General features: G+C 73.0%; 16 protein-coding genes and 1 pseudogene. 6 read left to right on the top strand and 11 right to left on the bottom strand.

Annotated elements, in window-relative coordinates:
- The 3 genes and pseudogenes from VT52_RS09690 to VT52_RS09680 form a co-directional block, all read right to left on the bottom strand.
- A pseudogene (locus VT52_RS09690) lies at positions 1 to 439 on the bottom strand (cupin domain-containing protein).
- An 88-nt stretch (positions 440 to 527) separates the two neighbouring features.
- Complete coding sequence (locus VT52_RS09685; protein WP_079174956.1) at positions 528 to 1,055, bottom strand: DNA polymerase ligase N-terminal domain-containing protein; 528 nt, start codon at positions 1,053 to 1,055, stop codon at positions 528 to 530.
- Positions 1,056 to 1,115: 60 nt separating this feature from the next.
- Entirely contained in the window at positions 1,116 to 1,946 is an 831-nt protein-coding gene (locus tag VT52_RS09680; RefSeq protein ID WP_046426879.1) for an aldo/keto reductase, read from the bottom strand.
- 227 nt (positions 1,947 to 2,173) lie between these two features.
- On the opposite strand from VT52_RS09680, the gene VT52_RS09675 reads away from it, so the two are divergent.
- Complete coding sequence (locus VT52_RS09675) at positions 2,174 to 3,115, top strand: TauD/TfdA dioxygenase family protein (protein WP_046426900.1); 942 nt, start codon at positions 2,174 to 2,176, stop codon at positions 3,113 to 3,115.
- 290 nt (positions 3,116 to 3,405) lie between these two features.
- Here the strand turns inward: VT52_RS09675 and VT52_RS09665 are convergent, their stop codons facing one another.
- From VT52_RS09665 to VT52_RS09650, 4 genes are all read right to left on the bottom strand, one after another.
- Positions 3,406 to 4,914: a metallophosphoesterase family protein gene (locus VT52_RS09665; RefSeq protein ID WP_107481277.1), complete on the bottom strand. Its 1,509-nt coding sequence runs from the start codon at positions 4,912 to 4,914 to the stop codon at positions 3,406 to 3,408.
- Between the two features lie 51 nt (positions 4,915 to 4,965).
- The gene (locus VT52_RS09660; RefSeq protein ID WP_046426901.1) at positions 4,966 to 5,676 is read right to left on the bottom strand and encodes a DUF5701 family protein; all 711 of its coding nucleotides are present in this window, start codon (positions 5,674 to 5,676) and stop codon (positions 4,966 to 4,968) included.
- A gap of 95 nt (positions 5,677 to 5,771) precedes the next feature.
- Positions 5,772 to 6,752 (bottom strand): alpha/beta fold hydrolase, encoded by a 981-nt coding sequence (locus VT52_RS09655; protein WP_046426883.1) that lies wholly within the window; start codon positions 6,750 to 6,752, stop codon positions 5,772 to 5,774.
- Between the two features lie 52 nt (positions 6,753 to 6,804).
- A complete protein-coding gene (locus VT52_RS09650; protein ID WP_046426885.1) occupies positions 6,805 to 7,713 on the bottom strand; it encodes a serine hydrolase in 909 nt (302 codons plus the stop codon).
- A 402-nt stretch (positions 7,714 to 8,115) separates the two neighbouring features.
- Between VT52_RS09650 and VT52_RS09645 the strand changes: the two genes are divergently transcribed.
- A complete protein-coding gene (locus VT52_RS09645) occupies positions 8,116 to 10,437 on the top strand; it encodes a M4 family metallopeptidase (RefSeq protein ID WP_079174961.1) in 2,322 nt (773 codons plus the stop codon).
- 72 nt (positions 10,438 to 10,509) lie between these two features.
- Here the strand turns inward: VT52_RS09645 and VT52_RS09640 are convergent, their stop codons facing one another.
- The 3 genes from VT52_RS09640 to VT52_RS09630 all read right to left on the bottom strand — a co-directional run bounded on the left by VT52_RS09640 (position 10,510) and on the right by VT52_RS09630 (position 13,491).
- Complete coding sequence (locus tag VT52_RS09640) at positions 10,510 to 11,709, bottom strand: glycoside hydrolase family 64 protein (protein ID WP_046416758.1); 1,200 nt, start codon at positions 11,707 to 11,709, stop codon at positions 10,510 to 10,512.
- A gap of 248 nt (positions 11,710 to 11,957) precedes the next feature.
- Entirely contained in the window at positions 11,958 to 12,713 is a 756-nt protein-coding gene (locus VT52_RS09635) for a dienelactone hydrolase family protein (protein WP_046416756.1), read from the bottom strand.
- Between the two features lie 157 nt (positions 12,714 to 12,870).
- A complete protein-coding gene (locus tag VT52_RS09630) occupies positions 12,871 to 13,491 on the bottom strand; it encodes an L-threonylcarbamoyladenylate synthase (RefSeq protein ID WP_046416753.1) in 621 nt (206 codons plus the stop codon).
- Positions 13,492 to 13,839: 348 nt separating this feature from the next.
- Between VT52_RS09630 and VT52_RS09625 the strand changes: the two genes are divergently transcribed.
- Together VT52_RS09625 and VT52_RS09620 are read left to right on the top strand one after the other, a co-directional pair.
- Positions 13,840 to 15,381, top strand: coding sequence for a helix-turn-helix domain-containing protein (locus VT52_RS09625; RefSeq protein ID WP_046416751.1), 1,542 nt, complete (start codon positions 13,840 to 13,842; stop codon positions 15,379 to 15,381).
- 316 nt (positions 15,382 to 15,697) lie between these two features.
- A complete protein-coding gene (locus VT52_RS09620; protein ID WP_063888330.1) occupies positions 15,698 to 15,895 on the top strand; it encodes a hypothetical protein in 198 nt (65 codons plus the stop codon).
- Positions 15,896 to 15,924: 29 nt separating this feature from the next.
- Here VT52_RS09620 and VT52_RS09615 read toward each other — a convergent pair whose 3' ends face one another.
- Positions 15,925 to 16,404, bottom strand: coding sequence for a hypothetical protein (locus VT52_RS09615; protein WP_046416748.1), 480 nt, complete (start codon positions 16,402 to 16,404; stop codon positions 15,925 to 15,927).
- 304 nt (positions 16,405 to 16,708) lie between these two features.
- Between VT52_RS09615 and VT52_RS09610 the strand changes: the two genes are divergently transcribed.
- Both VT52_RS09610 and VT52_RS09605 read left to right on the top strand, forming a co-directional pair.
- Positions 16,709 to 18,058, top strand: a complete 1,350-nt coding sequence (locus VT52_RS09610; protein ID WP_079174953.1) for a transaminase — start codon at positions 16,709 to 16,711, stop codon at positions 18,056 to 18,058.
- A gap of 22 nt (positions 18,059 to 18,080) precedes the next feature.
- The gene (locus tag VT52_RS09605) at positions 18,081 to 18,521 is read left to right on the top strand and encodes an Lrp/AsnC family transcriptional regulator (RefSeq protein ID WP_046416788.1); all 441 of its coding nucleotides are present in this window, start codon (positions 18,081 to 18,083) and stop codon (positions 18,519 to 18,521) included.
- Positions 18,522 to 18,525 lie beyond the last annotated feature (4 nt).

Here is an 18,525-nt window from a genome sequence, read left to right as displayed (position 1 = left end):
TTACTGGAAGGCGCAGCCCGGGTTCGGCGCGTCCTCGGAGAACGGCGAGCCGTGCGGCAGCACGTACAGCACGTCGAGCACGACCGGGGTGTCCCCGAGATCGCGGCCTGTGTGCACGTTTCCCGGTCCGGCCGGCTCCCGTATCGGCGCGCCCGCCCCGTACACCCCGTCGAGGGCGCAGGAGGAGTCGAAGTGGCTCAGGGTGCCCCGGCGCACCACCCCGTACAGCGGGCCGTCGTGGAAGTGCCAGCCGGTGCTCCGGCCGGGCGGGATGGTGATCTCCCGCAGGGTGTAGTCGGTGCCCCCGACGGGTCCGCTCACTGATCGTGCGGGCCGTCACCCCCGGTCCCGCCGGGGTCGCCCCCGCGGCCGGGCAGGTCAGTACGGTGGCGGCGGTGACGGCGCAGACCAGGGCGGCGCCGCGCTGTGCTGTGCGCATTCGGATGCCTCCAGGGCGACGAAGGATGCCGGCGCGAACCCGGGCTCCCCGCACACCCGCCGGGGCCGGAACCGGGGAATCCGGACCGTCAGCGCGCGGCCCCGTCCGCGGCGACCTGGGCGAGGGTCCGCCCGGTGCGCACCGAACGGGCCCGCCGCGGGTCGGGGGACCCGTGCCCGGACCGCTGCGCCGCGCCCTTGCGCACCAGCAGCCAGGCGTCCTCCCCGTCCCGGCCCCGGAAGCGGGTCAGGGCGTACTCGCCGCGCAGCTTGCTGCCGCGCAGCCGGAACGTGGCGTGCCCGCGCCGGAGCGACTCGGCGAAGTCCACCGGTCGCCCCCGCCGGTCATGGCTCAGCGGCTCGTACGTCCCCCGGTCCCACACGATCACCGTGCCGCCGCCGTACTCGCCCGTCGGGATCACACCCTCGAAGTCCTCGTACGACGGCGGATGGTCCTGCGTCGGCACGGCGAGCCGCTTGTCGCCGGGGTCGGCGGACGGCCCCCTCGGCACGGACCAGGACTTCAGGACGTCGCCCACCAGGAGCCGGAAGTCGAAGTGCGTCCGGCGCGCGTCGTGGATCTGCACCACGAACCGCGGCCGTTCCTCCGTTGCCATGTGCGGCTCCTTCCGCGTGTCCGCCCCGTCCGCGCCCCGGGTACCCCGCTCACACCGGTCTCAGAACTCCTCGTGCGTCTCCGGGTCCCCGCCGAGCCGGGTCGGCGCGTGCCGGGCGATCGCGGCCAGCTGCTCCGAGTCCAGCTCGAAGCCGAAGACGTCCAGGTTGGCGCGCTGCCGCTCGGGGTCGGCGGACTTCGGGATGGGCAGCGCGCCCAGCTGGACGTGCCAGCGCAGCAGCACCTGCCCCGGGCTCACCCCGTGCTCGTCGGCGATCCGGCCGACCTGCGGGTCGCCCAGCAGATGGCCGCCCCGGCCCAACGGGCTCCAGCTCTCGGTGAGGATGCCCTGGTCCGCGTGGAAGGCGCGCAGCTCCTCCTGCGGGAACAGCGGGTGCAGCTCGATCTGGTTCACCGACGGCAGCACCCCGGTCTCCTTCTCCAGGCGCACGATGTGCTCCGGGGTGAAGTTGGAGACGCCGATCGAGCGGATCAGGCCGTCCTCCCGCAGCTTGATCATCGCCTTCCAGGAGTCGACGTACCTGCCGACCCGGGGGTTGGGCCAGTGGATCAGGTACAGGTCCACGTACTCCAGGCCGAGCCGCCGCCGGGACTCCTCGAAGGAGGCCAGGGTCTCCTGGTAACCGTGGTGGCGGCCCGGGAGCTTGGTCGTCACCACCAGCTCCTCGCGGGGCACCCCGGAGTCCGCGAGGGCCCGTCCCACGCCGGTCTCGTTGCGGTAGTTCACCGCGGTGTCCACCAGCCGGTAGCCGAGGCCGAGCGCGTCGCGTACGGCCCGCTCGGCCGCCGTGTCGTCCAGCGGCCAGGTACCGAGGCCGAGGGCGGGGACAGTCGTTCCGTCGTTGAGCGTGTGCACCGGTATGCCGTTCACGGGGGAGACCTTCCGCTCGACAGTGTCGTGCCACCAGCCTCACGGATAGGGTGAGCGGTGATCAACCGGGCGGGCGCGACGAGGCCGGTGGACGGCACGGGCCCGGGGCCGGTACGGACGAGCAGCGGAGCGCGCGCATGACGACGGACAGGGCGGCCGCGCGGCAGCGGGAGCGGCCGGAGCGGCGGGAAGGGCCGGAGCGGCCGGATCCGGTCACCGGTGTGGACATGCGGGTCGCGGGCGTGGAGGTGCGGCCGGTCGCCGGACACATCGGCGCCGAGATCACCGGCGCCGACCTCGCCGCACCCCTCGACGACGCGGTGGCCGACCTGATCCGGCGGGCCGTGCTGCGCTGGAAGGTGGTGTTCTTCCGGGACCAGCGCCTGGACCACGCGGGGCATGTCGCCTTCGCCCGGCGCTTCGGGGAACCGGTCGTCCTCGGCCGCCGCGGCGGCGCCTCGCCCCCGGACTTCCCTGAGGTGGAGACCACGGCCGACCGGCTGGAACTGGGCGGCCGCTACGGAATGGACCAAGAGGAGTGGCTCGCCCGCCGCCGTCCCACCCTGCTGCGCGGCTGGCACTGCGATCACGGCGCCCGCGTCGACCCGCCCGCCGCGACCGTCCTGCGCGCCGAGTCCGTCCCGCCCTACGGCGGCGACACCACCTGGGCCAATCTGGCCGCCGCCTACGCGGGCCTCTCCGCGCCCGTGCGGGCCTTCGCGGACGGCCTGCGCGCCGAGCACCGGCTCGGCGTCGGGTACCAGCCGCGCCCCGGCGACGACGCCTATCTGCACCACCTCCTGGACCACCAGGTGGCTTCCGAGCACCCCTTGGTCCGGGTGCACCCGGAGACCGGCGAACGAGTGCTGTTCGTCAACGGCTACTACGTCGAGCAGATCACCGGCGTCTCCCGCCCGGAGAGCGCGGCCCTGCTCCGGATGCTCCTCGACCAGGCGGTCCGCCCCGAGTACACGGTGCGCTTCCGCTGGGCGCCCGGCAGCGTTGCCTTCTGGGACAACCGGGCCACCATCCATCTGGCCCCCGGCGACCACACCCATGTCGACGCGCCCCGGATCATGCACCGGGTGATGCTGCGCGGCGAGGTGCCGGTCGGTGTGGACGGCCGGCCGTCCACACCGGTCACGGGCACCCGGGCGGGCCGCTGGTGAGCCGCTGCGGCCCCCGGGCCGCCGGCCGCCGGCCGAGCGCGAAACCGGACCTCGTCGCCATGCCGGTCGGCATCCGCGCGTGGTCCTCGCGCGCGAAGCCGCACGGCGGCGCGAACTCCGTCCCGCGCGAACGGCAGCCGCGCCGGACCCCGCGGGGCGGTGGTGCGCGGCAGCCGGCCGGCCGCTGACCCGGCGTACCGGGCGTGGCGTTCGGGGCCGCCGGTCCGGCGGGGATCACCACCGGGCCGGCCGGACGCGGTCCTCGGCGAGGCGCAGCCGGTCCGGCCGCCTCAGAGGGCTCGTTCCAGCGGGATGACGACCTCGTCCTCCAGCGGCGGGTCCAGTTCCTGGGGGCGGTTGCCGGTCGCGGCGAAGCAGCGGACGCGGATCTCCCGCGCGCTGACGTCCAGGCGCAGGAAGGACTTGAAGAAGGGCGGGGTGTAGGTGACCGAGGACGGTGAGAACAGCTGGGTGTACGTCTTGCGCACCGGCAGCCGGAACCGCGAGGTGCGGTCGGGGCGGCCGCCGGCGCCCAGCAGGCTCGCGACCAGGCGGGTGCGCCGGGTGACGCGGGTGCCCGGCCCGGGAGCACGGCCGGGTTCGACGCCGAGGCGTTCGGCGATCACGGCCGTGGCCTCCGACTCGCTGAGCCCGACGCGGGGCAGACGCAGCCGGCGGGCGTAGAGGCGGCTGTAGAACGCGAGCGAGTCCCCGCGCAGCGGATAGCAGCGGAAGTCGCGCTCGGTGACCCCGCCGACCGACACCCGAGGGATGGTGTGGGTGGCGTGCATGAACGCCCCGCCGCCGCCCGAGACGACGTACTGGATGGTGCGGCCGTCCACCTGGACCGGATAGCGCTGGTAGTTGTGGATGTCGCCGCCGATCGCGGCCACGTAGTGGTGCTCCGGGTCCCGGACGATGTCGTCCACCGTGCCGCCGCCGTCGATGGGGCACGGATGGTGCTCGCCGTCGACGTACAGCGGCGACCCGGTGAGCAGGATCTTCGGGCGCGGGCCCGCGGACACCTCGCGCAGCCAGGCGCCCTGTTCGGCGTCCAGGGTGCCCAGCAGTCCGGTGTCGATGCCGACCAGACGCACGGGACCGGCGTCCAACGCCCAGTAGGGGCCCGGCTGCTCCGCCTGCTGCCCGGGTGCCGACCGCAACTTCCGTGCCTCGTCCAGGTGTTGCCCGTCCTTCGGGTGCGGCCGGTGCCACAGCAGCGCCCGCCACCAGGCCCGGCCGAGCGGGCGGGGCCGGGGTGCGGGGGCGAGCGGCGGGGTGTCGCCGCAGAAGACCCGCATGAAGGCGCCGAGGCCCTCGTACCAGTCGTGGTTGCCGGGTATCGCGTAGATCGGCGCCGGGTAGTCCCGGTACGGCCGGAAGAAGTTGTTCCCGTAGTCGTCGGCGCTGCCCACCGGGTAGATGACATCGCTCGTGATCACCGCGAACTCGGTGCCCCGACCGGTCTTCAGGAACCCGGGCACGGCGGCGTACTGGGAGTCGCCGCCCTCGCCGGTGTCGCCGATGACCATGAAGGAGAACCGGTCCGGCACCTCCCGCCGGAACACCTTGTCGGCGGGCACCCCGGCGGCCTGTCGCCGGGCCACCCACCGGCCGCGGGTACGGCCGGTGGGGTCGCCGAACCAGGAGGCCAGCACGCCGTTGCGGGCCGCCCACAGCGTTCTGGGGTCCAGCCAGGACACCTTCCTGACGTGGGGCGGCATCAACTGCTTGTAGGCACCCGGCTCGGCCGAGCCCCAGCCGGCGCCCTGTGCGGTATCGCGCGAGGAGTCAGACACGCGAAGCACCGTAACAACGCGCCGATCAGCGGCGGGAGGCCGGGGTTCGGGTCAACGCCCCACGGAGGCGGACCCGTTCGGGGCGGACTCGGCCGGCTGCACCCGCTCGCGGGCCGCCGCCGAGGCGAAGCCCAGCCAGGTGTGCCGGTTGCCCGCCCAGCACCAGCCCGCCTTGGGGGCGTCTCGACGCTCACGGCCGTCCCGGCCGGTGCCGTTGCTGATCCAGAGCGCCGGGGTGCGCGAGTCCAGGGCCCCGCCCGCCTTGCGCAGCCGGGAACCGATCGTCATGAAGCAGTGGTTGCGCTCCAGGACATCCGGTCGCTGGAGCACCCAGTGGATGCCCTCGGTGAGCAGCAGCGGGGAGCGGGACCTCGCGGTGAGGGCGGGAAGCGCCTCGTCCGGGCTCCTGCCGGCCAGGTCGTCGCCCCGGTCGAGGCCGGTGAGGACGTAGAGCGGGGCATCGGGGAGCTCGACGGTGCCGAGCGGCGCGAAGAGGTCGACGTCGGGCATGTCGACGACGACGAATCCCGGCTTGCCGCTCCGGCGCAGCAGGGGCACGAGGGCGGAGGCGGGGGCCCGGTCCGGGTGTACGGCGAGCAGGGCGCCCTCGCCGCGCACCCGGGCCTCGGCGCGCTCGGCGAAGTCGCGGAACTCGGCGGGCGGTAACCCGGCGAGCTCCGGCACCCCGCTCTCGATCAGCCGCTCGGCCTGCGTGCGCAGAGCGGGAAGCAACGGGAGGGAAGGGGCGGTCTGGGTGGTCACGGACACAATGCTCCTGGAAGAGTCGATGCGGACGGACCCCCGCACAACGAACCGACCCGCCGTCGTGTTCCCGCCCGCGGGTCCGTCCTTCGGTCTCAGGCGGGCAGCTCGGCCAGCCAGTCGATGAGCAGGCGGTTGGTCTCCTCGGGGCGCTCCTGCTGGATCCAGTGGCCGCAGTCGTCGAGCAGATGCGAGGAGACCAGGCCCGGCAGGGTGACCGGGAACGCCTTGACGGCGTCGGCCAGCCAGGTCATGGTGACGTCCAGGGCACCGCCGGCGAACAGGGACGGCTGGGTGAGGGGAGCGCCGTCATGGGCGGCGAGGTCGGTCCAGTCGCGGTCCATGTTCCGGTAGCGGTTGAGCGCTCCGGTCAGCCCTGTCCGCTCGAACTCGCCCGCGTAGAAGTCGAGTTCCGCCTCGCCGAGCCACGCCGGCGGCGGACCGTCGGGGCACCTGTCGCGCAGGGTGGAGCCGGGGCTGACGAGGTACGGGGCGGGGTCGCCGGGTCCCGGCATGGTCCCGGCGGACAGGGCCCGGTAGAAGGCCGCGAGCCAGCCGCGGACATCGGGCTCGATCTCGGCCTCGGCGCGGCCCGGCTCCTGGAAGTAGGAGATGTAGAACTCGTCCTCCCCGCCGCCCATATGGGCGAAGAGCTCGGTGGGCCGGGGCCCGCCGCGCGGGGTGTACGGCACGCTCAGCATGCCCACCGCCCGGAAGACCTCGGGCCGCAGCAGGCCCGAGGTCGAGGCGATGGGGGAGCCCCAGTCGTGGCCGACGACCACCGCGGACTCCTCGCCGAGCGCGCGCACCACCGAGACGTTGTCCTCGACGAGTTCGGTCAGCCGGTACGCCTCCGGCGCGGCCGGCTTGGAGGACCGGCCGTAGCCGCGCACGTCGATGGCCACCGCCCGGTACCCGGCCGCCGCGAGGGCCGGCAGCTGGTGGCGCCAGGAGTACCAGGACTCCGGGAAGCCGTGCACCAGCAGCACCAGTGGTCCGCTGCCCTGCTCCACCAGATGGATCCGGCCTGCCTGCGTGGACACCAGGCGGTGCGTCGGTTCGGTGGCGTGTGTCATGGGCCCTCCCGAGGGCTTTCGAGTGAACATGTACTGTCGGCTGAGGGGGAATTCAGGCCGTTTCGTGGTGCAACGAGGCGACGGCACGCGCGGTCGCGGCGCCGATGGCGGCATTGACCGCGGCCTCGTCCGCACCCGGCCGCGACCGGGTGAACACCGCGGCGGCGTACTGACGGCCGTCCGGACACGAGACGACACCGACCTCATTGCGTACGATCCCGGCGAGCCCGCCGCTCTTGGCCGCGACCCGCACGGGCGCCCGGAACCCGCTCGCGATCCGGTGCCGGGTGAGCTGGCGCGCCATGACGGCCCGCACCCGTGCGCAGGCCGCCTCCGGCCCCGCCTGCCCGCTCCAGACGAGCCGCAGCAGCCGCACCATGTCGCGCGCCGTCGTGCTGGTGCCCGCGCCGGGGGTCAGCGCGCGCGTCTGCGGCAACTTCTCGTCGGCGGCCGCCGATTCGGCCGCCGGGGCACGGTCCGACCAGGCGATGAGGTCCCCCCAGTCCGCGCGGCCGAGGTCCTGGCCGATGGAGTCCAGCATGGTGCGCAGATCGGACCGGACGACCGTGTTCCGCAGCCCGAGCCGCGCGGCCGTCGCGTTCAGGGCGTCGAGGCCGAGCCTGTGCACCAGCATGTCGGTGCACGGGTTGTCGCTGATGGTCAGCATCAGGACCACCATGTCCCGCAAGGACAGCTCGGCGTCGTCCTCGAACAGGGACACCCCGACCGGACCGGGCGTGCGCTCGGCGGCGCCCAGTACCACCCGCTCCCGCGGATCGAGCCTGCCCTCGGCGAACCAGGTCTCCGCCGCCAGTGCGACCAGCACCTTCACCACCGAGGCCGGCACCACGAGTTGGTCGGCGTCCACCGAGAATTCCGCACTCCCGTCCAGGGGTCGGACGAGCAGGGAGCCCGTGCACCCGGCCCTCTCGAAGATCGCCCGTGCTTCGTCACTGTCCATGGAACCGATCTTGCCAGGGGGTCTCCGCTGTCACAGGCGCCCCAACACCTGTTTCGTGAACGTGAATCGGCCACTGGGGAAGCGCACAGCGACGTCATAGGGAAAACCCTCGATTGGTCTCCGCGCTGGTGACATGGACGGTTCAAGACTGTCATTCTCCCAGCGCACGCTGATCCCCCACGAACGCACCACGGATCACGGTCCCCGCACAGCGCCACCCACCGGACAGCAGACCCGGCTGCCCGGTCCCTCACCGGCCGCGACCCGGCGGCCTCCGCAGGAGGAGTAAGAGTGAGACCCCACAGACCCCTTTCTCACGGACGTCTTCCCCAGGGACGTCTCTCCCGGCGGGCCACGGTCGGAGCCGCGCTGCTCTCCACCGCGGCCCTGTTCGCCGTCGGCATGCAGGCCGGCCCGGCGACGGCCGCGCCCTCCGCGCACCACCTCAGCCCGCTGCGCGTCGGCGCCCTGGAGGCCAAGCTCAGCCCGGCCCAGCACAAGGCCCTGATCCAGAGCGCCCAGGACAAGACGTCCGACACCGCCCGCGCCCTCGGCCTCGGTGCCAAGGAGAAGCTGGTCGTCAAGGACGTCACCAAGGACGCCGACGGCACGCTGCACACCCGCTACGAGCGCACCTACGACGGTCTTCCCGTCCTCGGCGGCGACCTCATCGTGCACACCCCGCCCGCCTCGCTGGCGGCCGGTACCGTGAGCACCACGTACAACAACAAGCACAAGATCCAGGTCTCCTCGACCACGGCGACGTACACCAAGGCCGCCGCCGAGAGCAAGGCGCTGAAGACCGCCAAGGCCCTGGACGCCGCGAAGCCCGCCGCGGACAGCGCCCGCAAGGTGATCTGGGCCGGCAGCGGCACCCCGAAGCTCGCCTGGGAGACCGTGATCGGCGGCTTCCAGGACGACGGCACGCCGAGCCGGCTGCACGTCATCACCGACGCCACCACCGGCAAGGAACTGTTCCGGTACCAGGGCATCGAGACCGGCGTCGGCAACACCCACTACAGCGGCCAGGTCTCGCTGACCACGGCCCAGTCGGGTTCGTCGTACACCCTGACCGACAACACGCGTGGCGGTCACAAGACGTACAACCTGAACCACGGTTCCTCCGGCACCGGCACCCTGTTCTCGCAGAGCAGCGACACCTGGGGTGACGGCACCAACTCCAACGCCGCCACGGCCGGCGCGGACGCCGCCTACGGCGCGCAGGAGACCTGGGACTTCTACAAGAACACGTTCGGGCGCAGCGGCATCAAGAACGACGGTGTCGGCGCCTACTCCCGGACGCACTACGGCAACTCGTACGTGAACGCGTTCTGGGACGACAGCTGCTTCTGCATGACCTACGGCGACGGCTCCGGGAACAACGACCCGCTGACCTCGCTGGACGTGGCCGGCCACGAGATGACCCACGGTGTCACCTCCAACACCGCGGGCCTCAACTACAGCGGTGAGTCCGGCGGTCTGAACGAGGCCACCTCCGACATCTTCGGCACGGGCGTGGAGTTCTACGCGAACAACAGCTCGGACCCCGGTGACTACCTCATCGGCGAGAAGATCAACATCAACGGCGACGGCACTCCGCTGCGCTACATGGACAAGCCGAGCAAGGACGGCGGTTCGGCGGACAGCTGGTACTCGGGCGTCGGCAACCTCGACGTGCACTACTCCTCGGGTCCGGCCAACCACATGTTCTACCTGCTCTCCGAGGGCAGTGGCACCAAGGTCATCAACGGTGTGACCTACAACAGCCCGACCTCCGACGGTGTCGCCGTCACCGGCATCGGCCGGGCCGCCGCCCTCCAGATCTGGTACAAGGCGCTGACGTCGTACATGACGTCCAGCACCAACTACGCCGCTGCCCGCACCGCGGCGCTCAACGCGGCCGCCGCGCTCTACGGCACCAACTCCGCGCAGTACGCGGGTGTCGGCAACGCCTTCGCGGGCATCAACGTCGGCAGCCACATCACTCCGCCGGGCAACGGCGTGACGGTCACCAACCCGGGCAGCCAGTCCTCCACCGTGGGCACCGCGGTCAGCCTCCAGGTCCAGGCGAGCAGCACCAACAGCGGCGCCCTGACCTACAGCGCCTCCGGCCTGCCGACCGGTCTGTCGATCAACAGCTCCACCGGTGTGATCTCCGGTACGCCGTCCGCGGCCGGTAGCTACAGCACCACCGTCACGGTGAAGGACTCCACCGGCGCGACCGGTACCGCGACCTTCTCCTGGACCGTCAGCACCGGCGGTGGCGGCGGCTGCTCCTCGACCCAGCTGCTGGCCAACCCGGGCTTCGAGTCGGGCAGCACCGGCTGGACCGCGACCAGCGGCGTCATCACCACGGACAGCGGCCAGGCGGCCCACAGCGGCTCGTACAAGGCGTGGCTGGACGGCTACGGCACCTCGCACACCGACACCCTGTCCCAGTCGGTGACGATCCCCGCGGGCTGCAAGGCGTCCCTCTCCTTCTACCTGCACATCGACACCGCCGAGACCACCAGCAGCACCGCGTACGACAAGCTGACGGTCACCGCCGGTTCGACCACCCTCGCGACCTACTCGAACCTGAACAAGGCGTCGGGCTACGTCCTGAAGACCTTCGACCTGTCCTCGCTGGCGGGCCAGACGGTCACCCTGAAGTTCAACGGCGTGGAGGACTCCTCGCTCCAGACCAGCTTCGTCGTGGACGACACGTCCCTGACCACCAGCTGATCGTCCGCACCAGCTGAACGCGAGGGTCCCGTTCCCCGGCCGCAGGCCGGGGAACGGGACCCTCCCGCATGGTCAGTTCAGCGGCCCCAGCGTGAGATACGCCTGCTGCGGATCGCCGTCGTTCACGAGCGACTCCTGGTTGCCGACGTCGTCGAAGGCGAACGCGTAGGCCTTGCCGTCGGCCATCCGCGCGTGCACCGCCTTCGCGTACTGGTTGGTCACCGCGTCCCGGTAGAAGTCACCCGGCGTGTTGTCCGGCGCCTGCGAACTCACCAGCAGTGTGGAGCGGTTGAAGCCCGCGCACAGCGTGCGGGAGATCGGCCCGCGCACGGCGTCGTTGGGCGCGTCGAGCAGCTTGTGGCAGCCGAACACGCTGTCCGCGTCCGGCTTCTGGAAGCTGGTGACGACCGCGCCGGAGGTGTCGGTGAAGTTCATGACGTTCCCCGAGACCCGGCCGTAGAACTTCTTGTCCGGCTGATCGGCGAACGGCGTGACGGTCAGCGTCGACGTCGCGTACTTCCGCCAGACCCGGTTCACGTAGTCGTCCATCGTGCTCGCGGGCAGCGCTCCGGTCTCCACGCCGTACAGCGGTGACAGCGCGCGCAGCACCGAGCCGTCGGAGCCCGTCTGGATCAGCCCGGACCAGCCGCCCGGCTGGGCGCGCAGGGCGCCGAAGAATCCCGACCAGCCGCCCTGCGCCAGCCGCCCGGTGGTACTGACGCTCCCGTCGGCGCGGCGCACCCCGACGGAGTAGGGCGCCGAGAACATGTCCACCTGGGTGCTGTTGAGCCACAGCCCGGAGTCGTCGAGCGTGTACTCGGACCAGTTGAAGAGGATGTCGTGGTTGGGGTCGGACGGGTTCTGCACGGCCGGCTGCACCAGACCGCCGGTGGTGAGCTTGAAGACGAGCTTGTGGCCGTAGGAGAAGTAGATCCGGCCGGAGAACTTCGGGATGCGGATCGTGGTCGACTGCCCGGCGGCCGGTCCCGAAATCGCCGCGTCCGGCGCGGGAGTCGGCGGATTGCCGCCCGCCGGCCAGGCGTGGAAGGCGCCGTTCGCGTCCGCCCAGCCCTGCTGCCCGGAGGACAGCCGGGTGCCGAGGTCGTACAGATAGACGGGCTGGGCACGGCCCGAGTCGTTGGTGACGGTCAGTGCGATGGTGTCCGGTACGGACGCCGTGGCGTGCTGGGGGACGCCGAAGACGAGCGCTCCGCCGACGAGGGCGGTGGCGGCGACTGACGGCAGCGCGTGGCGAGTCCGGATGTGCGGCACTCTCCACCTCCGTGTGGGGGTCGGGGTCGTACGGACCTCCGGTTCCTGGTCCGTACCTGTCTGAGAGCGCTCTCAGCGTGGTGCCGGACTCGTACCCGTGTCAACGAGCCGGGCATGACTTCCCGTTGTCCGCGGGGCCCGCCCCACCCGCGCGGCGCCCAACCGCCCGGCGCCCACCGCGGGGCGGGCGCCCTGGACCGGCGCCGGACGGTCCGGAGGGCCCGGAAGGCCCGGAAGGCCCGGACGGGTCAGAGAGCGCGGTCGAGCAGGGCGAGCAGCGCCGACCAGTGGCGCTCGTCGGCCTCCCGGTCGTAGGCGGGGGTGTCGGCCTGGGTGTAGCCGTGCTGCGCGCCCGGATACACCTCGCACGTGTGGCGCACGCCGGCCGCGTCCAGCGTCCGCTCCAGCTCCCGGATCTGCTCGGCGGGCATGGAGGCGTCCTGGTCGGCGAAGCCGAAGTACAGCTCCGCGGTGACGTCCCCGGCCCCGCGGTGCGGGCTGTCCGGGGCGTCCGTGACCAGCCTGCCGCCGTGGAAACCGGCCGCCGCGGCCACCCGGCCGGGGTGCGTGGCGGCCGTGCGCAGGGCGAGCCGGGCGCCCATGCAGTAGCCGGTCAGCGCGACCGGGCCGTCGGTGACGAACGGATTGTCCGCGAGGAAGGCCAGGTAGGCGTCCGCGTCCCGCCGGGACTGCTCGGGGGTGAGGGAGCCCATCACCGGGCGGATGCGCTCCCAGATGCCCGGGTCGGCCGCCGGGTCGATGAACTCCGGCAGTTCGCCGAGCGGGCTGGTGCCGTGCCGGTAGAAGACGTTGGGTACCAGGACCGTGTACCCGGCGGACGCCAGCCGGTCGGCCATCGACCGCAGCTGGGGGCGCAGTCCGTAGGCATCCTGGTAGAGGAGGACCCCCGGGTGCGGCTCGCCGTCGGCGGGGTGGGCGAGGTAGGCGTCGGCGGTGCCGTCCTCGGTCGGGACGTCCACGGACGCTCCCTGTACGTCGGTCATGGTGACGGGCCTCCTTGGGGAAGGGACGGCGGACGGCGGGTGTCCCCGGCGTGCCGCGGGTACGCCGGTGTCCTGCGCGGTCGCGCCGGGCGGGCGGATCTCATGCTGCCACGCAAGATCCGCAACCTCGCGGGCGGTCCGCCGAACCGCCCCCGCCTCACTCGAACCGTGAGGTGTCGCCCGCACCCCGCCGGACGATCTCCGCCCCGCCGCCGGAGAAGTCGACCACCGTGGTCGGCTCGGTGCCGCACTCCCCGGAGTCGACCACCGCGTCCACCAGGTGGTCGAGGCGGTCCTTGATCTCCCAGCCCTGGGTCATCGGCTCCTCCTCGTCCGGCAGCAGCAGCGTGCTGGACAGCAGCGGCTCGCCCAGTTCGGCCAGCAGCGCCTGGGTGACCACGTGGTCCGGGATGCGCACGCCCACGGTCTTCTTCTTCGGGTGCATCAGCTTGCGCGGGACCTCGCGGGTGGCCGGGAGGATGAAGGTGTAGCTGCCGGGCGTGGACGCCTTCACGGCCCGGAACACGTCGTTGTCCACCCGCACGAACTGCCCGAGCTGCGCGAAGTCCCGGCACATCAGCGTGAAGTGATGACGGTCGTCCAGATGGCGGATGGCGCGGATCCGGTCCACGCCGTCCTGGCTGCCCAGCCGGCAGCCGAGCGCGTAGCAGGAGTCGGTGGGGTACGCGATCAGCGCCCCCGACCGCACCGAGTCGGCGATCTGCGCGATGCTGCGGGCCTGCGGGTTCTCGGGGTGCACGTCGAAGTACTTCGCCATTCACCGAGCTTATGCCGTCCCCGGGGGCGACGCGGGCAGCGGGGGGCACGCCTGTCGCACGGGCCCCGGGCGCGGCGCGCGTACGGTCCGCGGCAGTGCCGGAATCCCCCGGCACACCCCCGGGAAACCCCCTGGTGTGTCCGCTGGTGTGTCCGCGGGATTCGCGGGCACCCGAACGTCGGCCATCCGGAGCCCTCCCCCCGGCTCCGGAGGCGTCGCCTCCGCCGGCGGCCCCATCCCCCCCGGGCCGCCGGCGGAGCCATGTCCGGCCGGACGGGACGGCCAGGTGAACCGTCGGGTAACGTCCGGCTGCGAACATCGGCCGAACGGAAGACAGGAGGGGGGCACGTGGCCCGCCGAGCGGAGGAGGAGCCGGTGTCCCGGCGGGCGTACGGGACCGACGGCGGCTGGGCGCGCGAGCTGCTCGACCAGCTGCGCCCCGCGGGACGCGACCTGAACCGGCTGATCGCCTGGCTCGCCCGCGGCACCGGATCCGCGGTGCGCCTCCAGGACGCGCGCGGCGGCCTCCTCGCCGAAGCCGGGGAGCGGCCGGCGCTGGACCCGGCCGTCGTCGCCGACGTGGCCGCGGGCCGGGTCTCCGCCGCCGCGCTGGAGGACGGCACCCGGTATGTGCGCCTGGTCGGGATACGGCACCCCGGACCCGGGGCGGCCGCCTCCGCCGTACTGGCCGTGGTCCGCTCCGAGCCCTTCGACCGGCACACCACCGACATCCTCGGGTACACCGCGGGCGTGCTCGAACTCCTGCTGCGCGAGCGCGAGTCGGCGCACGCCGGGTACCGGCTGCGGCGAGCCACCGCCGATCTGCGCCTGGCCATCCTGCAACTGCTGATGGTGGAGGACATCGTCTCCGCCCGGCGGGTCGCCGCGGGACTGTGGCCCGGACTGCTGGAGAACGACACCGCCCGGGTGTACGTCGTCGAGGGCACCGTCGCCGAACGTGACCGGCTCGCCGACGAATGCGGGGCGGCCACCAGCGGCGGCGCCCTGGTGGTGCGCTGCCCCGCGGTGGACGAACACGTCATCGTGCTCGGCCCGGCCACCGAGGTGGAGGAGCGGCTGCGCTCGCTGGTCGCCGTACGGCCCGGCACCTACCTCGGCGGCAGCCCCCGCCAGCGCCTCGCCCTGACCGCCACCGCCTACGGGCAGGCCGTCAGCGCCCTCGCGGTGGCCCGCTTCAGCCCGGAGCGGACCGCCGTCTACGCCGAACGCACCCGTCCGGCCCGGCTGATGGAACCGGCCGCCCTCCACGCCTGGTCGGCCGCGGTGCTGCGCCCGCTCGACAGGCTGCCGTACCACGTGCGCGCCGAACTGCTCGCCACCACCCGGCTGGGCCTGGAGTTCACCGCGGTGAGCACGGCCAAGGTGCTCGGCGTCAGCCGCAACACGGTGCGCGCCCGCATGGACCGGGTCGCCGCGCTGCTCGGCGCCGACTTCTCCGCCCTGGCCGTGCGCGCGGTGGCCCACATCGCGCTCAACACCGAGGCGGCGCAGGGCCCGTACGACACCGGGGGCAGCACCGCCGCCGCGCCGGCCGGGTTCGCGGACCTGCTCGGCGGCGACGCGCTGCGCTCCTGGGCGGAGGGACTGCTCGGACGTCTCGACGCCGACGGCCGGGATCTGCGCGGAACCCTGCGCGCCTGGCTGGCCGCCGACGCCAACGCCGGGCCCGCCGCGGCCGCGCGGGGGGTGCACGCCCAGACCGTACGGGAGCATGTGCGGGCCGCCGAACCCGTCCTGGAGCGCAGGCTGCTGGACGGGGGCGCAGATCTGTACGAGGTCGTCCTCGCCCATCTCGTCACCGGTGCACTCCGCGTCCCCGCCCTCGGCCCGGCGAACCGGGACCAAGCGGGCACGGCTGTGCACCGGTGAGTGCCGCGCGCGTGGCGCCGGGCACCGGTGCGCTGGTGAGGGCCGGGCGTCGCACGTAGGTTCACTTCCAGCGGGGCACGACCGGGACGGGGGGCCGGTCGGGGCCCCGCGCGTCCTTCCGCCTCGTGTCCCGCGTCCCGGACCGCGGGTCTCCTCGCGGACCGGGCCGGTGGGTTCTCCTGCTCGTCCGATGGACGGGAGGCCCCGTTCGGGCGATGCCGTCACCCGACCCGGTGAGCCGGGCGCACCACCGGCGGCCGGGGAGCGTTGCCCCGGCAGGAGCCGCTTGGAGGACCGGATGCCGCGGGGGGATCGGATGGAGCGAGGCGGAGGGGTCCGGCCGCCACGGACCCGGGAGCCCATCTACGACCGGCTCGTCGCCGAATGGCGGGCACAGGGGCGGGCGGTGCCCGCCGGGCCCGAGGCGCCGTGGACCTCGCTCGCCGGTCTCGCCGACCTCGCGAGCCTGGCCCTGCGCAGCACCGGGCCCGAGCCCGGACCCGAGCGGTCCTGAGGCGTACTCCAGCTGCCCGGCCGGAACGGCTAGGACTCCCGCGGCCCGCGCGGTGGTGCGGCGAGGACCGCCAGGGTGCCGTTGGCCTGCCGCAGCGCGTCCTCCAGGGTGCCGGGGGAGTGCAGGGTGCCGGTGCCGTCGGGCGGCACGAGCCACTCCAGGGAGCGGGCGGGCCGGTAGGGCGGCGGTACGGCGACCCAGGAGCCCCTGGTCGCGTAGCGCAGCCCCGCGCCGACCCAGCCCCCGTCCGGGTCCGGCGGCAGGAAGAAGCCGACCCGGCCGGCCGCGAGGTCCACCAGGGTCGGGCCCGGCACCGGCAGCGCGGGCCGCCACAGCAGGTCGAGGGTGAGCAGCCCCAGCCGCTCGGGGACGCTCAGCACGTCCCAGAAGCGCCCCGCCTCCAGCAGTGCGATCCCCTCCCCGTGGTCCCACTCCCACTTGCACGCGCGCGGGTCGGCCGCCGATGCCGCCAGCCACTCCACGCCCCGCATCCACATCGTGTTCGTCATGCACTGCTCCGCGTTCTCGGGCACTCGGTGCGTTCGCACAGCAACCCGGCATATGCATGCTCGTAGATATTTCTATGCGGCGGAAGGGGTGGCGCGGCCTGGCGTTTATGTCGACGCGTTCGAACTCCGCGTACCGGTTCGTCAGCCGGGAGACGGGGGCGCGTCACCCCTTCGAGGACGACGAGTCGAAATGACGCGTGATTCGAGCGCCATGGCAATCGAATCACGCGTGATCTCTTGAGATGATCATGGTTCCCGTCGTAGCCTCACGCTATTCCGTCGTCCGACTCCATCGAGGTTTTCCATGGACCGCACCCGCCTGCGCACCCTTCTGGCCCGCGAGAGCGCCGAGGCCGAGCGTCACAACCCGCGATCGCGCGCCGCGTACGCCGGGGCCGACCATCTCTTCGGCCGGGTGCCGATGACATGGATGAACAAGACGGCCGGAGCGTTTCCCCGCTATCTCGCCGGGGCGCGCGGCGCCCGGGTGAGCGATGTGGACGGGCACGAGTACATCGACTTCTGCCTCGGCGACACCGGCGCGATGGCGGGCCACTCGCCCGCGGCGGTCACCGAGGCGGTCCGGCGGCGCTTCGCGGAACTCGGCGGCGCCACCGCCATGCTGCCCACCGAGGACGCCGAGTGGGTCGGCGCCGAGCTGACCCGGCGCTTCGGCCTGGCCCGCTGGAGCTTCTCGCTCACCGCGACCGACGCCAACCGCTGGGCGATCCGGCTCGCCCGCGCCGTCACCGGACGGCCGAAGATCCTGTTCAACAGCTACTGCTACCACGGCAGCGTGGACGAGTCGCTGATCGTCGTCGGCCCGGACGGCGAGGGCGCCGCGCGCCCCGGGAACGTCGGCGCGCCCTGCGAGGTGACCCTGACCAGCAGGGTCGCCGAGTTCAACGACCTGGCCGCGCTGGAGCGCGAACTCGCCCACGGCGACGTGGCCGCCGTCCTCATGGAGCCCGCGCTCACCAACATCGGCATCGTCCTGCCCGAGCCCGGCTACCTCGCCGGCGTCCGCGAGCTGACCAGGCGCCACGGCGCGCTGCTGATCAACGACGAGACCCATACCTTCTCCGCCGGGCCCGGCGGCTGCACCGGCGCCTGGGACCTGGAACCGGACATGCTCACCATCGGCAAGGCGATCGGCGGCGGCATCCCGGCCGGCGCCTACGGCCTCTCCGCCGAACTGGCCGACCGGCTGCTGGCCCGCGGCGACCTCGACCTCGTCGACATGGGCGGCGTCGGCGGCACCCTCGCCGGCAACGCCCTGTCGGTCGCGGCCACCCGCGCCACCCTCGAACACGTCCTCACCGAGGAGGCGTTCGCCCGGATGGGCAAGCTGTGCGAACGCTTCGAGGCGGGAGTGCGCGCCGGCCTCGAAGCGCACGCCCTGCCCTGGTCGGTGAGCCGGCTCGGGGCGCGGGCGGAATACCGCTTCACCGCGCCCGCGCCGCGCACCGGCACCGAGTCCGCGGCGGCCGCCGACGCCGAGCTGGAGGACTTCCTGCACCTGTACCTCGCCAACCGGGGCATCCTGCTCACCCCGTTCCACAACATGGCGCTGATGTGCCCCGACACCACCGAGCGGGACGTCGACAGGCACACCGAGGTGTTCGCCGCCGCCCTCGCCGAACTGGCCGGATGAGGGAAGGGGCATGATGGCGGCCATGGACGACATCGACCGGGCCATCCTGCGTGAGCTCCAGACCGACGGCCGGATCGCCTACGCCGACCTCGGACCCAAGGTGGGCCTGTCCGCCTCGGCCGCCAGGCAGCGGCTCCAGCGGCTGCTGGACTCCAGGGCCGTCCAAGTGGTGGGCGTCACCGACCCGATGGCGATGGGCGGCCAGGCCATGGCCCTGCTCGGCATCGGCGTGGACGGCGACCCGCGCGCCGTCGCCGACGCCCTGGCCGAGCGGCCCGAGGTCGTGTACTCGGTGCTGACCTCCGGCGGCTTCGACCTCTTCGCCGAGGTGGTCGCGTCCGGCCCGAAGGACCTGCTGGACTTCGTCAACGACGTGGTCCGCCCGATCGAGGGCGTCCGCGAGATCCGGTCCTTCCCGTACTTCGGTATCCACACCCACCGGTTCCTGTGGGACGTGGGGTGACGAG

This window comes from Streptomyces malaysiense (genome assembly GCF_000980885.2).
GTDB lineage: Bacteria > Actinomycetota > Actinomycetes > Streptomycetales > Streptomycetaceae > Streptomyces > Streptomyces malaysiense.
Note: the sequence above shows the minus strand (reverse complement) of the source record. Positions and strands in the feature narration are given on the sequence as shown.

Excerpts from the sequence above, each read along its gene's own strand:
- VT52_RS09605 (WP_046416788.1), top strand. The coding sequence starts at position 18,081 with ATGGACGACATCGACCGGGCCATCCTGCGTGAGCTCCAGACCGACGGC.
- VT52_RS09645 (WP_079174961.1), top strand. The coding sequence starts at position 8,116 with ATGCAGGCCGGCCCGGCGACGGCCGCGCCCTCCGCGCACCACCTCAGC.
- VT52_RS09615 (WP_046416748.1), bottom strand. The coding sequence starts at position 16,404 with ATGACGAACACGATGTGGATGCGGGGCGTGGAGTGGCTGGCGGCATCG.
- VT52_RS09650 (WP_046426885.1), bottom strand. The coding sequence starts at position 7,713 with ATGGACAGTGACGAAGCACGGGCGATCTTCGAGAGGGCCGGGTGCACG.
- VT52_RS09685 (WP_079174956.1), bottom strand. The coding sequence starts at position 1,055 with ATGGCAACGGAGGAACGGCCGCGGTTCGTGGTGCAGATCCACGACGCG.
- VT52_RS09655 (WP_046426883.1), bottom strand. The coding sequence starts at position 6,752 with ATGACACACGCCACCGAACCGACGCACCGCCTGGTGTCCACGCAGGCA.
- VT52_RS09675 (WP_046426900.1), top strand. The coding sequence starts at position 2,174 with ATGCGGGTCGCGGGCGTGGAGGTGCGGCCGGTCGCCGGACACATCGGC.
- VT52_RS09620 (WP_063888330.1), top strand. The coding sequence starts at position 15,698 with ATGGAGCGAGGCGGAGGGGTCCGGCCGCCACGGACCCGGGAGCCCATC.
- VT52_RS09630 (WP_046416753.1), bottom strand. The coding sequence starts at position 13,491 with ATGGCGAAGTACTTCGACGTGCACCCCGAGAACCCGCAGGCCCGCAGC.
- VT52_RS09635 (WP_046416756.1), bottom strand. The coding sequence starts at position 12,713 with ATGACCGACGTACAGGGAGCGTCCGTGGACGTCCCGACCGAGGACGGC.
- VT52_RS09610 (WP_079174953.1), top strand. The coding sequence starts at position 16,709 with ATGGACCGCACCCGCCTGCGCACCCTTCTGGCCCGCGAGAGCGCCGAG.